Here is a 15,883-nt window from a genome sequence, read left to right on the forward strand (position 1 = left end):
TCGCCCAGCAGCCGGCCAGCGGGTACCCGATGCGCAACCCGTTGCCGGTGCCGGGCGAGCAGTTCGTCGCCCGGCCCCGCGACCTGGCCGCCTGGGTCGTGGAGGTGGACGGCACGCTCGCCGGTCACGTCGCCGTCGACCGGGTGGAGGACGGGGAGATCGGCCGGGGCTTCCTCGCCGCGACCGGTATGCCGCTCGCTCGGCTCGGGTCCGTCTCCACCCTCTTCGTCGGGCCGGGCCGGGCGGGGCTCGGCCTGGGCGGGCGGCTGCTGGACACCGCCGTCGGCTGGGCCCGCGAGCAGGGGCTGACGCCGGTGCTCGACGTGTTCCCCGGCCACGCGGTCGCGCGGGCGCTCTACCTGCGCCGGGGCTGGCGGGACGTCGCCACGCTGCGGCCGGACTGGGTGCCCGACCACGCGGACGACCTCGTCCTCATGGTCCTGCCGGACTCAGCCTGAGCAGAGCTCGACGAAGAGCGCGTGCACCCGGTGGTCGCCGGTCACCTCGGGATGGAAGCTCGTGGCGAGCAGGTGTCCCTGCCGGACGGCGACGGGGTGGCCCTCCACGGCGGCGAGGACCTCGACCTCCTCGCCCAGCCGCTCCACCCAGGGCGCGCGGATGAACACCGCGGGGAACGGGCGGTCGGGATCGGGCAGCCCGGCGATCTGCAGGTCGGTCTCGAAGCTGTCGACCTGGCGCCCGAAGGCGTTGCGCCGCACGGTCATGTCGATGCCGCCGAAGGTCTGCTGCTCGGGGTGCCCGTCGAGGATCTCGTCGGCGAGCTGGATCATCCCGGCGCACGAGCCGTAGACCGGCAGCCCCGCGGCGACGAGGCGCCGGATCGGCTCGTGCAGCCCGAAGATCCGGCACAGCCGGTCGATGGTCGTGGACTCCCCGCCGGGGATGACCAGGCCGTCCAGGCCCTCCAGCTCGCGGGGCCGACGGACCAGCCGCGGGTCGGCCCCGACGGCGTCCAGCGCGGCGACGTGCTCGCGCACGTCCCCCTGGACGGAGAGGACGCCGACGACGGGGCGCCGGGGCTCCGGCTGCTGGTCGGCCTCGCTCACCAGCCGCGCTCGGCGAGCCGGTGCGGCTGCGGGATGTCGTCGACGTTGATCCCGACCATGGCCTCGCCCAGGCCGCGGGAGACCTCGGCGAGGGTGTCGGGGTCGTCGTGGAAGGTGGTGGCCTTGACGATGGCGGCGGCCCGCTGCGCGGGGTTGCCCGCCTTGAAGATGCCCGAGCCGACGAAGACGCCCTCGGCCCCCAGCTGCATCATCATCGCCGCGTCGGCGGGGGTGGCGATGCCGCCCGCGGTGAAGAGGACCACCGGCAGCTTCCCGGCGCGCGCGACCTCCTTGACGAGGTCGTAGGGTGCCTGCAGCTCCTTGGCCGCGACGTAGAGCTCGTCGTCGGCCAGCGACGAGAGCCGGTTGATCTCGCCGCGGATCGAGCGCATGTGCGTGGTGGCGTTGGACACGTCGCCGGTGCCCGCCTCGCCCTTGGACCGGATCATCGCCGCCCCCTCGGTGATGCGGCGCAGCGCCTCGCCCAGGTTGGTCGCGCCGCAGACGAAGGGCACGGTGAAGGCCCACTTGTCGATGTGGTGGGCGTAGTCGGCCGGGGTGAGCACCTCGGACTCGTCGACGTAGTCCACGCCGAGGCTCTGCAGCACCTGCGCCTCGACGAAGTGGCCGATGCGGGCCTTGGCCATGACGGGGATCGAGACGGCCTCGATGATGCCGTCGATCATGTCGGGGTCGCTCATCCGGGACACCCCGCCCTGCGCCCTGATGTCGGCCGGCACCCGCTCGAGCGCCATGACGGCGACGGCCCCCGCGTCCTCGGCGATCTTGGCCTGCTCGGGGGTGACGACGTCCATGATGACGCCGCCCTTGAGCATGTCGGCCATGCCGCGCTTGACGCGGGTGGTGCCGGTGGTGGGCTGGGTGGGCTCGGACATGCCTGGGGGCCTCTCGTGCTCGGTCGCTGTGCGGTGGGTTCGGGTGGGGTCTGCGGGCGGTGGGTTGGCCCGCGGTGGCGTCGGCGTGCGCCGCGCCCCCCAGTCTACGGACCCGCCGGCTCGCTGCTGGACCACGTGTGCCGCTTCCCCCGCCCGCCAGCCTGAGCAGAGAAAACGTCCCGAGACAGGGGTTGCAACCCCTGCTCTGGGAGCGTTTCTCTGCTCAGGTCCGGATGGCGAGGCCCGGCCCCTGCTCGGGGAGCGTCTCTCTGCTCAGGCCGGCCAGGCGGCGGCGAGCTGCTCCCGGACGTCGGCGAGCAGCTGCGGCAAGGCCTTGGTCTGCCCGACGATCGGCAGGAAGTTGGCGTCGCCCATCCAGCGCGGCACGACGTGCTGATGCAGATGGGCGGCGACGCCGGCGCCGGCGACCTCGCCCTGGTTCATCCCCAGGTTGAAGCCCGCCGGGTTGCTCGCCGCCTGGATCGCCCGGAGGGCCGCCTTGGTCAGCGCGGTGAACTCGGCCGTCTCCTCGTCGGTGAGGTCGAGGTAGAGCGGGACGTGCCGGTAGGGGCAGACCAGCAGGTGCCCGGGGTTGTAGGGGAAGAGGTTGAGGATGACGTAGCAGTGCTCCCCTCGGTGCACGACGAGGTCGTCCCCGCCCGCGCCGGACGTCGCCGCGCAGAAGGGGCACCCGTCGCCGGCGTCCGCGCTGGGGCGCTCGCCGCGCACGTAGGCCATCCGGTGCGGCGTCCAGAGCCGCTCGAACCCGTCCTGCGACCCGGCGAAGGAGGTCGCGTCCTCCGGCTGCAGCTGCCCCGTCATGGCACGCAGTCTAGGGCCGCTCTCATCGCCCCCTCACCTGCGTCCGCGAGGCTGGGCGCGACCGTCGCCCGAGGAGGACGCATGGCCGACCCCCGCACCGACCGCGGCCCGCTCGCCCTCTTCGTGCTGGGCAAGCCCCCGTCGTCATCGAGCATCTTCCCCGAGGTCTTCGCCCTGCTCGGGCACCGCGGCGTCCGGGTGGAGGTATGCCTGCCGCACGACGGCCAGGCGCCGCCTCCTCCCGAGCAGGTGTCGTTGGTGGTGCACCGGGGCCTCCGCCCGGACGCCCTGGGGGTCGTCGAACGGCTGGCAGCCGCCGGCGTGCCCGCCGTCGACCCCGTGCCGGCGGTCCGGCTGCTGCGGCGGCACCAACGGCTGGAGGAGCGGCTGGCGCGCGCCGGGCTCCCGGTGCCGCCCTCGCGCCCCGTGCCGACCTGGGCCGACGTCCTCGTGGATGCCCGCGAGGAGCAGCGGGTGGTGAAGCGGCGTCGTCGGGGCCGGGGCCGCGGAGCCGAGGTGGTCGCCGGCCGGGCGGGCGACCTCCCGCCCGAGCCGCCCTTCCCCGGGCCCTACGTCACCCAGCCGTTCGTCCCGAACGACGGGCTGGACCGCAAGCTCTACGTCGTCGGGGACCGCGTCGCCGGCCTGCTCAAACCGTCCCCGCTGGTGGGCGGGCACGTGGAGACCGGGCGGCCCTTCGACGTGCCCGCCCCGCTGCAGGAGCTGGCCCTGGCCGCCGCCCGGACCTGCCGCCTGGACCTGGCGGGTGTTGACGTGGTGCTCGGGCCCGACGGGCCGGTGCTCGTCGACGTCAACGCCTTCCCCGGCTACCGCGGGGTGCCCGGGGCCCCGCAGGCCCTGGCCGACCTCGTCGCCGACCGGGTGGGAACAAGGCGGTGACCGCCGTGAGTTGCCCCAGCATGGACGACAACGAGCCCCAGCACGACCTGCGCGACGCCGCGATCGGTGACCCCACGGCATACCTGCCGGAGAAGAGCGAGTGGGTGGCCAGCCAGCTGCGCGACATCGACGCGGCGGGCGACACGGCGGCCGCCACCATCCAGGACCGGCCGGTCATGGTCATCACCATGCGCGGGGCCCGCAGCGGCCTGCTGCGCCGCGTGCCGCTCATGCGGGTCGAGCACGAGGGGGCCTATCTCGCGGTGGCCAGCAAGGGCGGGGCACCGGAGCACCCGGCGTGGTACCACAACCTCGTCAAGAACCCGGACGTCCTGGTCCAGGACGGCACGAGCCAGCAGGCGCTGCGGGCGCGCGAGCTGGCGGACGGCCCCGAGCGCGACGCGTGGTGGGAGCGGGCCGTGGCAGCGTTCCCGAGCTACGCCGACTACCAGGAGAAGACGGACCGGCTCATCCCGGTCTTCGTGCTCGAGCCGCTCTCCTAGGGCTGGGTCGGCAGCGAGACCGAGCGCACCTGCCGGACGCTCGCGCGCACCGCGTCCAGCACGGGGGCGGGCAGGGTGACGTCGTCGGCGACCTCGACCCGGTCCGCGCCCCGCTGCCGCGCCCAGCCGACGACCTGGCGGACGAGCGCGAGGCAGACCGCCTCCTCGCTCGCCCCGGTGGCCGGACCGAGCGCGGAGAGCACGAGGAGCCGCGGGGCGGCCCCGGGCAGGTGCGGCAGCATCGTGCGGCGCACGAGCGCCATCCCCACGTGCTCGCCGTCGTGCTCGGCGACCCAGGCCGGCAGGTCGGACGCCCGCGGGTGCCAGGCGCTGGCGAAGGCGCGCACGTGCCGCGGCCGGTCGGGGTCGGGGTCGGTCCCGCCGCGCAGCAGGGCCTGCTTGTGCAGCGCGCCCAGGAGCAGCGCCTCGTCGTCGTTCACGACGCGCACCCGGACGGCGTCGGCCAGCTCGCCCAGCGTCGGCATACCGTCCTCCTGATCCCTCGGGTATGCCGTGATCCTAGCCATCCCCGACCCCGCCGGTCGGCGTCCGGCCCAGGTCAGGCGGGGTGGGGTCGGGCGGGAGGGCGCCCGGGTCAGACCTGCACGCGGTCGCGGACGGCGGCGGCGATGCGCTCGACCGCCTGGTCCACCGGGACGGAGTTCTCCTGCGAGCCGTCACGAAAGCGGAAGGACACCGCACCGGCGTCCCGGTCCTCGCCGCCGGCGATGAGGATGAACGGCGCCTTGGACCGGCTGGCGTTGCGGATCTTCTTGGGGAAGCGGTCGTCCCCGCGGTCGACCTCGACCCGGATGCCGTGCTCGCGCAGCCGCGCGGCCACCTCGTCGAGGTAGCCCTCGAACTCCTCGGCCACCGGCACGCCGACCACCTGGACGGGCGCCAGCCACGGCGGCAGCTGCCCGGCGTAGTGCTCGATGAGCACGCCCATGAAGCGCTCGACCGAGCCCAGCTTGGCCGAGTGGATCATGACCGGCTGCTGCCGGGTGCCGTCCGCGGCGGAGTACTCCAGCCCGAAGCGCTCCGGCTGGTTGAAGTCGTACTGCACCGTCGACATCTGCCAGGTCCGGCCGATCGCGTCGCGGGCCTGCACCGAGATCTTGGGTCCGTAGAAGGCGGCACCGCCGGGGTCGGGCACGAGCTCCAGCCCGGAGTCCCGCGCGACCTCCTCGAGCACGGCCGTCGCCTCGGCCCACTGCTCGTCGGTGCCGATGAACTTGTCCTTCTTCTCCCCCACCTCGTCGCGGGTGGACAGCTCGAGGTAGAAGTCGTCCAGGCCGAAGTCGCGCAGCACCCCGAGCACGAAGGTCAGCAGGTGCCGGATCTCGCTCGGGGCCTGCTCGCGGGTGACGTAGGAGTGCGAGTCGTCCATCTCCAGGCCGCGCACACGGGTCAGCCCGTGCACGACCCCGGACTTCTCGTAGCGGTAGACGTGCCCGAACTCGAACAGCCGCAGCGGCAGGTCGCGGTAGGAGCGCTGCTGGCTCCGGTAGATGAGATTGTGCATGGGGCAGTTCATCGCCTTGAGGAAGTAGCGCTGCCCGTCCTCCTCCATCGGCGGGAACATCGTGTCCTCGTAGTACGGCAGGTGGCCGGAGGTGTGGAACAGGCCCTCCTTGGCCACGTGCGGGGTCCCGACGTACTCGAACCCCTCGTCGATGTGCCGCTGCCGCAGGTAGTCCTCCATGACCCGCTTGAGCACGCCGCCCTTGGGGTGGAAGACGGGCAGGCCGGCGCCCAGCTCCTCGGGGAAAGAGTAGAGGTCCATCTCCGCGCCCAGGCGGCGGTGGTCGCGCTTCTCGGCCTCGGCGAGACGGTCGAGGTAGGCCTTGAGCTCGTCCTTGGACGGCCAGGCGGTGCCGTAGATCCGCTGCAGCTGCGGGTTCTTCTCGCTGCCCCGCCAGTAGGCCGCGGCGCTGCGCATGAGCTTGAAGGCGTTGCCGATGATCTTGGTGCTCGGCAGGTGCGGGCCGCGGCACAGGTCGCCCCAGACCGTCTCGCCGGTCCGGTCGAGGTTGTCGTAGATGGTGAGCTGGCTGCCGCCGACCTCGACGCTCGCGCCCTCGGCGGCGTCCTCGGAGGCGCCCCCCTTGAGGCCGATGAGCTCGAGCTTGTAGGGCTCGGCGGCCAGCTCCTCCCGGGCGGAGTCGTCGTCGACCTCGCGCCGGGCGAAGGTCTGCCCGGAGTTGATGATGCGCTGCATCGTCTTCTCGAGGCGCTTCAGGTCGTCGGGGGTGAACGGCTCGGCGACGTCGAAGTCGTAGTAGAAGCCGTCGCGCACCGGCGGCCCGATGCCCAGGCGGGCCTCGGGCCACGTCTGCTGCACGGCCTGGGCGAGCACGTGGGCGCACGAGTGGCGCAGCACGTCCAGCCCGTCCGGCTCGGTGACGAGCACCGGCTCCACGACGTCGCCGTCGGCGAGCTCGTGGTGCAGGTCGCGCAGCTCGCCGCCGACCCGCGCGACGACCACCTGGCGGTCGTCGCCGACGAGGTCGCCCGCGGTCGTTCCCTGCTCGACCGCTCGCTCGCTGCCTGCGACACTGACGGTGATCTGGGTGGACACGCTGGTGCTCCTCGGAGATGGGGTATGACGTGCGCCGCGCGCGCCCGTCGGTCGCCCAACCCTACCCGCCGGATCGCGGACGTCGGCACCGGATATCGGGTCGTGCACGGCTCGGGGCAGAGCGCCTAGGGTGCTGGTCGTGGGTGCAGTCGAGGACCGGGAGCCGCCGGACGGCATCACCAGGCACTTCACCGTGGCGGTCTTCGTCGTCCACGCGGGGCACGTCCTGCTGCACCCGCACCCCAAGGTCGGTCTGTGGCTGCCGCCCGGCGGACACATCGAGCCGCACGAGCTGCCGGACGACGCAGCTCGGCGCGAGACCCTCGAGGAGACGGGCCTGGCCGTGGACCTCGTCGGCTCCCCCGGCATACCGCACGACGCGCCGGGCTCGCCCCGGCAGCTGGTGCGTCCGGAGGGCATCCAGGTGGAGGACATCTCGCAGGACCCGCCGCACCAGCACATCGACCTCATCTACTTCGCCGTCCCGCGGCCCGGCTGGGAGCCTGGCGCGGGCGGCCTGCCGCGGGTGTCCGACACCTACAGCATGACGTGGCTGGACGCCCCTGGGATGGCCGGCACACCCCTGACCGCCGAGGTGTCGGCGTGGGCGACCAAAGCACTACACGCCGTCGTAGTCTGACTGCTACACTGTGTAGTACCTAGTCGGACACGTCGAAAGTAGGCATCATGAGCTCCGCCACAGCTTCGGCCACCACCACGGCCACCCGCCTCACGGCACGGGACCACGCGGTCCTGCCCGTGGCCGGTGCCTGGATGCTGGCCATCACCCGCATCGCCTTCGGCTTCTACTTCCTGTGGGCGTTCCTGGACAAGACCTTCGGTCTGGGCTACGCGACCCCGGGCGAGCGTGCCTGGATCAACGGCGGCAGCCCCACCACCGGCTACCTCAGCGGTGTCGAGGGTCCGCTCGCCGGCTTCTACAACGGCATGGCCGGCATGGTCGTCATCGACTGGCTCTTCATGCTCGGCCTGCTGGGCATCGGCGTCACCCTCATCACCGGCGCCGGAGCCCGCGTGGGCGCCCTGGCAGGAGCGCTGATGTACCTGTTCATGTACGGCGCGGCGATCCCGACCGTGAACAACCCGTTCCTGGACGACCACCTCACCGGCGCGCTGGTGCTGCTCACCGTCGCCGCCATCCCGGCCGCGTGGAGCACCCTCGGGCTCGGCGACTGGTGGGCACGGACCGCCCCCGCGGCCCTGCGCTGACCACTACGGCGCCCACGACGACAGCCCCGGTCGACGACCGGGGCTGTCGTTCGTCGACGCTGGTGGCTGACGGCCCGGATCAGGTGGCTGCGGGCCCCGCCGACTCGGTGAGCCTGCGCACCGTCCGGAGGTTGCGCGCGGTGCCGGCGCCGTCGACCGCGCGCACCAGGACCACCCGTCGCTCCACGGCTAGGCCCCGATCCGGTGGAGCGTGACCTCGCTCAGAGCGCCGCCGGCGACGGTGCAGGTCAGGTAGGTGCAATACGGCTGACGCCGTCGGTCCGTGGGCGAGCCGGGGTTGAGCAGGCGCAGCCCCTCGTGCTCGGTGTCCCAGGGGATGTGGCTGTGCCCGAACACGAGGACGTCCAGGTCGGGGTATGCCGCGCGCATCCGCTCCTCGCGCCGCTGCTTGGCGCCGGTCTCGTGGACCACGCCCCATCGCATACCGTCCAGCTCCACCCGGGCCACCTCGGGGAGGCGGCGACGCAGCTCCGGTCCGTCGTTGTTTCCCCATACGGCAACCAGCTGGGCCGCGCGCTGCTCGAGCTCGTCCAGCAGGTCAGGGGTGACCCAGTCACCGGCGTGGACCACGACGTCGGCGGCGTCCACCTGCTCCCACACCTCGACCGGCAGGACCTTCGCGCGCTTCGGTACGTGGGTGTCGGCCAGGAGGAGGAGTCGCAGGCCCTCGCTCACCCGACCTCGGGGGTGTCGGTGCTGCCCTCGTCGTGGATCTCCTCGGCCATCTGCTCCAGATCGCCCTCGGCGACGTCCACCTGGGCCTGCTGCATACCCTCCTCGAGGTCCTCCCGGATCGTCTCGGGCTGCGCGCCCTCGTCCCAGCTCTCCACGCGCTCGACCACGTGCTCCGCAGCCTCCTGCCGCGCCTCGGACTCCTCGGACCCGCCGTTGCTGCTCTGCTGCTCAGTCATGGCGCCACGGTAGTCACTGCCGAGCCGGCCCGCGCCCCGGACGGACCGGACGTCACGTCGGGGCGGCGCACCGGGCCCGCTCCTGTCGCGACCCCGTCTACCAGCTGCCGTGACGCTTGTCGGTCGGCACCGGGTGGTTGCGGGGGTGGATGAGGTATGCCGTGCCGCCGGAGGACTTGAGCCAGACGGTGAAGAGCTCCGCGCGTCGGTAGACCAGGCGCACCCGCGCATCGCTCGACGCCGCCGGGTCGTTGACGATGACGTCGCCGTTGCTCGCGAACCCACGGACGACGACGACGTGACCGTTGCTGGAGGGGATGGGCGCGCCCCTGAGCTCTCCGCGCTTCCAGGCGATGCTGATGACGACGGGCACCCCGGCGCTGATCCACTCCTCCAGCTGGGCGAGCGAGCCCATCCGGGTGACGTAGGCATCCAGACCGTGGGTGGAGGCCCAGGCGGTGTTGAAGGGCCAGTTGCCATGGCCTCGGTAGGTGTGGTCGTAGGTCCTGGCCGCGGCGCGGGGCACCGTCACGCTCTTGCCCCAGTAGGTGAGCACCATCGACGTGGAGGTCGGCGAGCACCACACCTCGCCGCCGTCCGGGTAGATCATCTGCGACCGTTTAGGGACATTCAGGTCGCGCCCCCACGCCTGCCTGTCCGAGTAGACGGGCAGACCCGCTGCCTCCTTGGCCGAGTTCGACGCCATGACGGCCACGGAACTCACCGACGGGGTCCGTGTCCTGTCCGTCGTGAAGAGCGTCAACCGGTACTGGAACCGGCTCCAGACCGCCCCGCCGGTGAGCTTGAGCAGGTCCGTCTCGACGGTGCCGTCCGCATTCCCCTGACCTGCGACACTGCGCCGCTTGATCGTCGAGTTGTCGCGCGCCCAGATGCCCACGTTGTAGTACTTCGTCCACCGTGAGGCGTCGGCACGATAGGCGCGCACCTCTACCTGCACCCACGTCCCGGTCGGGGTGGAGGCGTTCCACGACGGGATGAGCCTGTCGAACCGCTGGGGCGGAGTGATCGCTGGTGAGGTCAGGCGCCCGTAGTAGTAGGTGGCGGCGATGCCGTAGAGCTCGGTGTTCCGCCCCGACGGCAGACCGCTCGACGCCAGTCGAAGGTGCGCCCGACCGGAACGGCTCTCCAGCACGACACCGGAACGGGAGGCGGGCTCGAAGTGCGCGGCCGTGCAGTGGCGACGGAGGCTGATGTATGGCTGCACGCTGGCGGCCAGAGCCGGTGCGGCCGAGATGGCCATGAACGGCGGGACAAGAGACGCCGCTTGCAGAAATGTCCGGCGGGTAGCGACCATGAGATTTCCTCCCCTTCGCCGGGACGGCCGGCACCACCTTGTGGCCGCCGTGCTCGGCCACCAGATTGCGGGACCGTACGCCAGAACCCGGCTTCACCGCTGCCCACCGTGCCCTGTCGGCTGTCGGGTGGCCGGTGGCCGGTGGCCTACACAGGGTCGCGTCTTGTCGCCCGGGCCTGAAGACACCCCTTCCACGCGGGTTCGCAGCCGAACTCCACCACCCTCGTCGCCGATGGGCAGCCGCGCGGGTTGAGAGGCAGCCACACGCGAAGGTCGGTACATCGCGCACATGCCGATGACAGGACGTTCCCGACAGTCCCCAAGGGACGTGTCGCGGACTTCCTCTAAGCCCATGCGTCGAAGACGCCGAGGAGATCTCGCACCTCGGCATCAATCTCCCCAATCCTGTGGGCTCGCGCCAGCCCGACCGAAGAGACAGTCTTGTACTCCCCCTCTTGAAGCTTCGCGTTAAGCTGACTTAAGATTTGCTTCGGCGGCGCGAAAGCGCGGCGATAGGCTGGATCTTTCCACTTCTCATCGAAGATCGGCAAGAACTTGCCGATCACGGAAACTTGATGGTTCTTGGGCCCCTTTTCAGTACGGATGTGTTCGTCCAACTGTCTGCTGTGAACGTCCTCGCGCATTCCATCAGTGATTTCATCGAGCCAACTTTCCACATCCTCTAGCGGCGCGCCAGATTTCCGCGAAATGACGCTAGGGGTGACAACGTAGCTTTCTATTTCTTTCCGCCGCCATACATGCGCGACGATTTCCTTATCCTCAAGGGATGCGAGCACGTCAGAAACGGTCTCGTCAGTGCGGTAGTCACGGTCAAGAACCACACCAATCCTCAAGGCATCTGGCAGCATCTCCTGTGCAAGCCATGAAAACGCGTCTACTTGACCCCAATGAGTGTATCCCTTGAGCGGAATGACAGTAAGATTGCGCTCGTGAGCAATGTTTAGAAGACCAAGTGTCTGCGCGAATCGGCGCAGGAGAGTCATATCTTGACCTTCGACAAATATTGCCCCCCTCGAGCGAAGAGCTCGCGCGAGCCGCACATTAAACGCCGTTCCGAGCATTTGGCTCAGAATTTCGAGGTCAGCCTCGCGCTTCGGGCGGCGAGCGGCCCTCCGCGACTTATCGACCAGGAAGATATGGCGGGCGTCCGCTTCCGCTACAACTTCAGACGAGTGCGTCGCCAACACCACTTGTCGACCGGTCGACTCAAGAAGACCTACCAAGCGTCTTTGCAGGTCAGGATGCAGATACACCTCGGGCTCGTCTAAGACGATCGTGCTCGACTCCCGAACGCGGTAGATGTGATAAAGCAACTGTAGCCAAATCTGAATTCCGTCTCCCGCCCAAACAAGCTCCTTTGGCACGCGACTTTCCTCTTCGCGACAAAAAAGATGCAACTCGTATCTACCCCCATTCATCCCCTCTTCTAAGGACTCGATGGACACGTCTGTCATCCATGGTGCCGCCCAGTCCAAGAAGGCCCCAAGAGATCCATCCTCCTTCATGAGTCGCAACTGGTTGCGGAAATGCCGGCTGCTTAGCCTGCCTGTGACGTTCTGCCGGACATACTTCTCGTCGAGTAATTCTTCCGAGTGTTCGATAGGTGCCAATACGGGGATAATCCCTAGAGGCGGGAATGCGTCTCGCGCTTGCTTCACAGTGGTCACTGGCATACCTGGCAGTCTTTGCAGGAAAAAGAATGGCGCATCGTCGCTCCCTGGTCTTTCTTCTGGCCAGACCACGGTGATCGACGCTGTACTTTTCCAAGAAACTTCAAGGCGAGCCTCGGCCCCGCCGAACTCATGGCGCACGCTGTCCCTAAGCGATGGGAAATCCCTCAAGTTTACAGGATACGTGAACACCGTCCTGTTCTCATATTGTCGCGCGCCTTCAGGTTTTCTAGCGTGGGCGTACCGCAGTAGTACGTCGATGGTCCTAAGGGCGGTAAGGATCGTCGATTTTCCGGCGTTGTTGGGGCCAACAAGATATGCGCCTGCCCCGAATGTGACGCTGAACTTTTCGAAGGCCCGAAAGTTTGTCAGAGTCATCTGCTTCAACATGTCTTGCTCCCCGCGTGTGGCTCGGTCTCACTTACCAATCTCACTCCGACCCTAGCTCGCGAGACCTCGGGCGACGGTCAGGCGCTGGCGCTACGCCGCGAATCTCTTCGAAATCCGACTTTGCCGAGTGGAGGACGGCTACGCTCGTCCGACTTTGCCGCTGGTCGATCTTGGGGATGGTCTAACGGTGAACCGTGGTCCGACCCGCGGGGTCAGAGGCCGCGGCGGATCTCATCGAGGGCTTGGACGTGGCGGGTGAAGGCCTTGCGACCCCTGGGGGTGAGGGTGAAGACCGTCTGCGGCTTCTTGACCAGGAACGACTTGTGCGCTTTCAGGTAGCCGTGGTCCTCCAGGATTGCGGCGTGCTTGGACAACAGCGCGTAACTGATGCCGAGTTCCTGCTTGAGGACCTGGTAGGTCGCGTCGTCGACCGTGGACAGTGCTGCCATGATCGTGAACCGCACCGGGGAGTGCACCACGTCGTCCAGTCGTCCCATCGCCGCACCCAGGCTCACCGGGCACGCACCCCCAACCACGCCGCGCAAACCAGCAACGGCGCGACGAGCACTGACGCCACCGCCACGGCCAGGCCCCAGGAGACCTGGGCCCCTCCGGGCGCGCCCAGCACGGAGGAGACAACACCGGCCCCGACCACGGCACCCAGCACGGCGATCCCCTCGAGGAGGTTGTAGTGCCGGGGACGGGTCGTCCTGGAACGAGCTCGGGCGAGGTTGAAGGACAGCGCCAGCACGATCAGGCCCGCCGTGACGAGCGGCCCGCGGATCCCGGTCCACATCTGCAGACCCAGGCGCAGGTACCCGACGATGAACAGGGCGAGCAGCACCGCCCACACCGCCACCAGCCCCGCCTCAGGGACTCCATACGGTCGACCGCGGCCGGCGGTCTCAGATGGCGTCTCCACGTCCCCGTCTTGCGCGTCTGGTAGCCGCTCCATAAGGAGAGACTAGTGTTAACTTAACGGTTCGGCAAGCAGACACGCTTCGTAAAGTAGACCTGACCAGCGAGACTCCAGGCGCCCGCGCTTTGCCCGCCTGGGTCGCCGGCTCGTGCCGCGCTGTGAGAGGCGGTAGCGTCGACTTGAGTGGCGTGTCAGAGGAAGGGACCACCTGCGTGTCGTTCATGGAGAAAATGGAGCGACAATGGACGGAGCGCAAGCTTGGACTCGAACCGGTGACTGCGAGCGCGTCCGCTCGCCTCACCGTGAACGTGGATCGGGTATGGGAGTTCCTGATGGCTCCCGAGCTTGCGCATCTCACGGAACTTGCCGTGGTGAGCGCGTTCCGCGTGCCCGGTACTCCTGTGGGCGAGGTGGGCGAGCAACAGTGCTACATCCAGGACACAGGAGAAGATCGCCGGTCAGTAACACTCCTGGAGTTCATAGAACTGGAACGACCGTTCCGGATGGTCGTCCGCTTCCCGACGTCCCCGACCAAGTACGTCACCACCTATGAACTACATCCTGAGGGGACCGAAGTGACCTTGTCCTGCAAGGTGGGCGTCTTGGTCTAAACGGGTATCGGCCGCAAGGTGAAGCGCGCTTTGCAGGCGGAGGCCGAGTCACAGGTTCACCGGATCGCGGCCGTGCTTCGATCGGGCGTGCAACTGCCGGGAGTGGAAGGTTCTGACCTGGACCCGGAGGTGGCGAGCGACACGCGTACCGACCGATTCAGCGGGTAGCCCGAACCATCCGGTTCTGCCGCTGGCCGGAGTCGCTGTAGATGTTCCGCGGAAGTCCTCTGCCGCGAAAGTGTGGGTCCGCGAGGCCACGGCTAGCGTTCTCCTATGCCCGTCGCCCCACACATCGCCCGTCTCCGAACGAAGGTGGGCCACGACCTGCTCCTGCTGCCTTCGGTCACCGTGCTGCCGATGGACCTAGAGGGCCGCGTCCTGTTGGTACATCAGGCGGAGTTCCATGCCTGGGGCACGATCGGTGGTGCGGTGGACGTGGACGAAAGCCCCGCCGATGCAGCCCACCGGGAGACCGCCGAGGAGATCGGCACTGACGTGGAGCTGACGGCTATCCTCGGAGCCGTCGGTGGACCCGATTTCCGAATCACGTATCCCAACGGCGACCAGTGCGCCTACGTGAGCACCATCTTCGAGGCGCGCATCATCGGTCGCCCGCCGCAGCCGGACGACGATGAGGTCGACGCACTCCGGTGGTTCACCCGCACCCAGCTGCTCAGCGAACCCGCACTCGGCTCTTTCGCCACCTCGACGTTCCGGTCCCTCGGCTGGATATAGAGATGCCCTGTATTGCCGCGAGCCGTGCGGAGGCTGAGCTGCGCGGCCCCAGCCTGTCAGAGCGCCCCGTGGATCGGGGGCAGTCCCATCTCCTGGCGGGCTGAGTTAACGATCTCCCGGACGAAATCGGCCTTCCTTCGGGTGTAGTCGGGCCCCCAAACACCGGCCGCGACCAGGTCCCGCTTGAGGTCCTCGTATCGCTGCACGTCGACGGGATGGGACCTCAGCCAGCTCGCGAACAGACGCATGTGAGCCTCAGGCCACTGGGCTGCCGTGAAGAGATGCCCGATCGCATCGCGTCGTCCAACGGCGGGATGGAAGATCGCCCAGTGGTCCCCGACCTCCACGGCCGCAGTCCAGTCCATCGGCAAGAGCGGCTGCATCGCATCACTGACGCTCCGTCCCTCTGGTAGACGCAGTACCAGATCAATGACCGGTTTCGCAGACAACCCCGGCACGGAGGTAGAACCGGCGTGCTCGATGACCCACTCTGGCCCGAGCACCTTGCGCAGCGACCGTGCCACCTCCAGGAACTTCGCTGCCCATGAAGGGTCGTGAGGCACCAGGCGCTCTTCCGGATACCGCTCAACCCACGTCACGTGATGACGATAGGGGCCAGCACGGACAGGCTGTCGGACACGCTCATCTGCCGCGTACACGGTCACGCTCATCGCCTCTGTGTCGCTGGGTCGAGGCGACTACTCGTCCGCGGGCGTCTCCTTCGACGCTGTCCAGCCAGTCTGTCGACGCCAGGCTCGGGGCGGTTCGTACTCGGTGTCCCAGGGCATTGGCATGTACGACCGGCATGTCGGTTGCCGGGGTCCGGGCCACGGGTCGCCGAACGAGCGTCGGCAGGCGCAGACATTGTCGACGTTCGGGTTGCGGGGAATCCGGAAACGCGGCGGTTTCAGGGTCGCTCCATAGTCGAGCACGGCCTCCTTGAGAATCGGCGCGGCGGTGGGCGACACGAAAAGCCACGCACCAGGACAGCCGTATTGGGCGTCCTGGGCAACAGCGTCGGATTGGGGGTCCACCAGCTCGAAGACATAGGTGGTTCCGCAGCAACCGCCATCCTCTATGTCGATTCGCACGGCCCCGCCGAGATCTTGAATGGCCTGGACAGCGGACTGGGACACCTGAAACGGCGGCAGGACGCTCACGTCAGTCATGGGCACGGTGTATCACCCAGCACTGACAAGGAACCCCCGACCTCGGGCTCTCGCCTGGACGTCGTCCGTGGGCGCACGCATCTGGCACCCCTCTGTGTCAAGACGCCGCTGGGAGGGTGGTT

The 15,883-nt window shown here is 68.9% G+C and carries 20 protein-coding genes; 7 read left to right on the top strand and 13 right to left on the bottom strand.

Features of this window, described 5'->3' with window-relative positions:
- Positions 1–29 precede the first annotated feature (29 nt).
- On the top strand, positions 30–458 hold the full coding sequence (locus AVL62_RS08505; protein WP_058891191.1) for a GNAT family N-acetyltransferase: 429 nt from the start codon (positions 30–32) through the stop codon (positions 456–458).
- Here the strand turns inward: AVL62_RS08505 and pdxT are convergent.
- The 3 genes from pdxT to AVL62_RS08520 form a co-directional block, all read right to left on the bottom strand.
- Complete coding sequence (pdxT, locus tag AVL62_RS08510; protein ID WP_058891192.1) at positions 450–1,067, bottom strand: pyridoxal 5'-phosphate synthase glutaminase subunit PdxT; 618 nt, start codon at positions 1,065–1,067, stop codon at positions 450–452. The genes AVL62_RS08505 and pdxT overlap by 9 nt on opposite strands.
- Entirely contained in the window at positions 1,064–1,963 is a 900-nt protein-coding gene (pdxS, locus tag AVL62_RS08515) for a pyridoxal 5'-phosphate synthase lyase subunit PdxS (protein WP_058891193.1), read from the bottom strand. Before pdxS ends, pdxT begins: the two co-directional genes overlap by 4 nt.
- Before the next feature lie 273 nt (positions 1,964–2,236).
- The gene (locus AVL62_RS08520; protein WP_058891194.1) at positions 2,237–2,785 is read right to left on the bottom strand and encodes an HIT family protein; all 549 of its coding nucleotides are present in this window, start codon (positions 2,783–2,785) and stop codon (positions 2,237–2,239) included.
- A gap of 81 nt (positions 2,786–2,866) precedes the next feature.
- Here AVL62_RS08520 and AVL62_RS08525 point away from each other — a divergent pair, with 81 nt between their 5' ends.
- Both AVL62_RS08525 and AVL62_RS08530 read left to right on the top strand, forming a co-directional pair.
- Positions 2,867–3,685 (top strand): ATP-grasp domain-containing protein, encoded by an 819-nt coding sequence (locus AVL62_RS08525; protein ID WP_058891195.1) that lies wholly within the window; start codon positions 2,867–2,869, stop codon positions 3,683–3,685.
- A 20-nt stretch (positions 3,686–3,705) separates the two neighbouring features.
- Positions 3,706–4,188, top strand: a complete 483-nt coding sequence (locus tag AVL62_RS08530) for a nitroreductase family deazaflavin-dependent oxidoreductase (RefSeq protein ID WP_083518802.1) — start codon at positions 3,706–3,708, stop codon at positions 4,186–4,188.
- Here AVL62_RS08530 and AVL62_RS08535 read toward each other — a convergent pair.
- Positions 4,185–4,715 (bottom strand): hypothetical protein, encoded by a 531-nt coding sequence (locus AVL62_RS08535; protein ID WP_161937860.1) that lies wholly within the window; start codon positions 4,713–4,715, stop codon positions 4,185–4,187. The genes AVL62_RS08530 and AVL62_RS08535 overlap by 4 nt on opposite strands.
- A 68-nt stretch (positions 4,716–4,783) precedes the next feature.
- Positions 4,784–6,769, bottom strand: a complete 1,986-nt coding sequence (thrS, locus tag AVL62_RS08540) for a threonine--tRNA ligase (RefSeq protein ID WP_058891197.1) — start codon at positions 6,767–6,769, stop codon at positions 4,784–4,786.
- A 139-nt stretch (positions 6,770–6,908) separates the two neighbouring features.
- On the opposite strand from thrS, the gene AVL62_RS08545 reads away from it, so the two are divergent.
- Together AVL62_RS08545 and AVL62_RS08550 are read left to right on the top strand one after the other, a co-directional pair.
- Positions 6,909–7,409 (top strand): NUDIX domain-containing protein, encoded by a 501-nt coding sequence (locus AVL62_RS08545; protein WP_161937861.1) that lies wholly within the window; start codon positions 6,909–6,911, stop codon positions 7,407–7,409.
- A gap of 47 nt (positions 7,410–7,456) precedes the next feature.
- Positions 7,457–7,999 (top strand): hypothetical protein, encoded by a 543-nt coding sequence (locus AVL62_RS08550; protein WP_058891199.1) that lies wholly within the window; start codon positions 7,457–7,459, stop codon positions 7,997–7,999.
- Positions 8,000–8,188: 189 nt separating this feature from the next.
- Here the strand turns inward: AVL62_RS08550 and AVL62_RS08555 are convergent, their stop codons facing one another.
- The 6 genes from AVL62_RS08555 to AVL62_RS08580 all read right to left on the bottom strand — a co-directional run bounded on the left by AVL62_RS08555 (position 8,189) and on the right by AVL62_RS08580 (position 13,171).
- Positions 8,189–8,683 (bottom strand): metallophosphoesterase family protein, encoded by a 495-nt coding sequence (locus tag AVL62_RS08555; protein ID WP_058891252.1) that lies wholly within the window; start codon positions 8,681–8,683, stop codon positions 8,189–8,191.
- Positions 8,684–8,691: 8 nt separating this feature from the next.
- Positions 8,692–8,931: a hypothetical protein gene (locus AVL62_RS08560; RefSeq protein WP_058891200.1), complete on the bottom strand. Its 240-nt coding sequence runs from the start codon at positions 8,929–8,931 to the stop codon at positions 8,692–8,694.
- 97 nt (positions 8,932–9,028) lie between these two features.
- Positions 9,029–10,192 (bottom strand): peptidase C39 family protein, encoded by a 1,164-nt coding sequence (locus AVL62_RS08565; protein ID WP_058891201.1) that lies wholly within the window; start codon positions 10,190–10,192, stop codon positions 9,029–9,031.
- A gap of 398 nt (positions 10,193–10,590) precedes the next feature.
- Entirely contained in the window at positions 10,591–12,327 is a 1,737-nt protein-coding gene (locus AVL62_RS16585) for an ATP-dependent nuclease (protein ID WP_083518805.1), read from the bottom strand.
- A 212-nt stretch (positions 12,328–12,539) separates the two neighbouring features.
- On the bottom strand, positions 12,540–12,842 hold the full coding sequence (locus AVL62_RS08575) for a winged helix-turn-helix domain-containing protein (protein ID WP_058891203.1): 303 nt from the start codon (positions 12,840–12,842) through the stop codon (positions 12,540–12,542).
- Positions 12,839–13,171: a hypothetical protein gene (locus AVL62_RS08580; RefSeq protein ID WP_161937862.1), complete on the bottom strand. Its 333-nt coding sequence runs from the start codon at positions 13,169–13,171 to the stop codon at positions 12,839–12,841. Before AVL62_RS08580 ends, AVL62_RS08575 begins: the two co-directional genes overlap by 4 nt.
- A 287-nt stretch (positions 13,172–13,458) precedes the next feature.
- Between AVL62_RS08580 and AVL62_RS08585 the strand changes: the two genes are divergently transcribed.
- Together AVL62_RS08585 and AVL62_RS08590 are read left to right on the top strand one after the other, a co-directional pair.
- Complete coding sequence (locus AVL62_RS08585) at positions 13,459–13,857, top strand: hypothetical protein (protein WP_153011723.1); 399 nt, start codon at positions 13,459–13,461, stop codon at positions 13,855–13,857.
- A 273-nt stretch (positions 13,858–14,130) separates the two neighbouring features.
- Complete coding sequence (locus AVL62_RS08590) at positions 14,131–14,592, top strand: NUDIX domain-containing protein (protein WP_058891206.1); 462 nt, start codon at positions 14,131–14,133, stop codon at positions 14,590–14,592.
- A 56-nt stretch (positions 14,593–14,648) separates the two neighbouring features.
- On the opposite strand, the gene AVL62_RS16590 is transcribed toward AVL62_RS08590, so the two are convergent.
- Positions 14,649–15,263 carry a GrpB family protein gene (locus tag AVL62_RS16590; protein WP_083518806.1) on the bottom strand — a complete coding sequence of 205 codons (615 nt, stop codon included), beginning with the start codon at positions 15,261–15,263 and terminating at the stop codon, positions 14,649–14,651.
- A 27-nt stretch (positions 15,264–15,290) separates the two neighbouring features.
- Entirely contained in the window at positions 15,291–15,761 is a 471-nt protein-coding gene (locus AVL62_RS17055) for a HesB/IscA family protein (RefSeq protein ID WP_161937863.1), read from the bottom strand.
- Positions 15,762–15,883 lie beyond the last annotated feature (122 nt).

Source organism: Serinicoccus chungangensis (assembly GCF_001483745.1).
Taxonomy (GTDB): domain Bacteria; phylum Actinomycetota; class Actinomycetes; order Actinomycetales; family Dermatophilaceae; genus Ornithinicoccus; species Ornithinicoccus chungangensis_A.

Bases quoted from the DNA above. Each gene is read 5' to 3' on its own strand.
- AVL62_RS08505 (WP_058891191.1), top strand. From the start codon at position 30: ATGCGCAACCCGTTGCCGGTGCCGGGCGAGCAGTTCGTCGCCCGGCCC.
- pdxS (WP_058891193.1), bottom strand. From the start codon at position 1,963: ATGTCCGAGCCCACCCAGCCCACCACCGGCACCACCCGCGTCAAGCGC.
- AVL62_RS08520 (WP_058891194.1), bottom strand. From the start codon at position 2,785: ATGACGGGGCAGCTGCAGCCGGAGGACGCGACCTCCTTCGCCGGGTCG.
- AVL62_RS08525 (WP_058891195.1), top strand. From the start codon at position 2,867: ATGGCCGACCCCCGCACCGACCGCGGCCCGCTCGCCCTCTTCGTGCTG.
- AVL62_RS08530 (WP_083518802.1), top strand. From the start codon at position 3,706: ATGGACGACAACGAGCCCCAGCACGACCTGCGCGACGCCGCGATCGGT.
- AVL62_RS08535 (WP_161937860.1), bottom strand. From the start codon at position 4,715: ATGGCTAGGATCACGGCATACCCGAGGGATCAGGAGGACGGTATGCCG.
- AVL62_RS08550 (WP_058891199.1), top strand. From the start codon at position 7,457: ATGAGCTCCGCCACAGCTTCGGCCACCACCACGGCCACCCGCCTCACG.
- AVL62_RS08560 (WP_058891200.1), bottom strand. From the start codon at position 8,931: ATGACTGAGCAGCAGAGCAGCAACGGCGGGTCCGAGGAGTCCGAGGCG.
- AVL62_RS08565 (WP_058891201.1), bottom strand. From the start codon at position 10,192: ATGGCCATCTCGGCCGCACCGGCTCTGGCCGCCAGCGTGCAGCCATAC.
- AVL62_RS16585 (WP_083518805.1), bottom strand. From the start codon at position 12,327: ATGTTGAAGCAGATGACTCTGACAAACTTTCGGGCCTTCGAAAAGTTC.
- AVL62_RS08590 (WP_058891206.1), top strand. From the start codon at position 14,131: ATGCCCGTCGCCCCACACATCGCCCGTCTCCGAACGAAGGTGGGCCAC.
- AVL62_RS16590 (WP_083518806.1), bottom strand. From the start codon at position 15,263: ATGAGCGTGACCGTGTACGCGGCAGATGAGCGTGTCCGACAGCCTGTC.
- AVL62_RS17055 (WP_161937863.1), bottom strand. From the start codon at position 15,761: ATGACTGACGTGAGCGTCCTGCCGCCGTTTCAGGTGTCCCAGTCCGCT.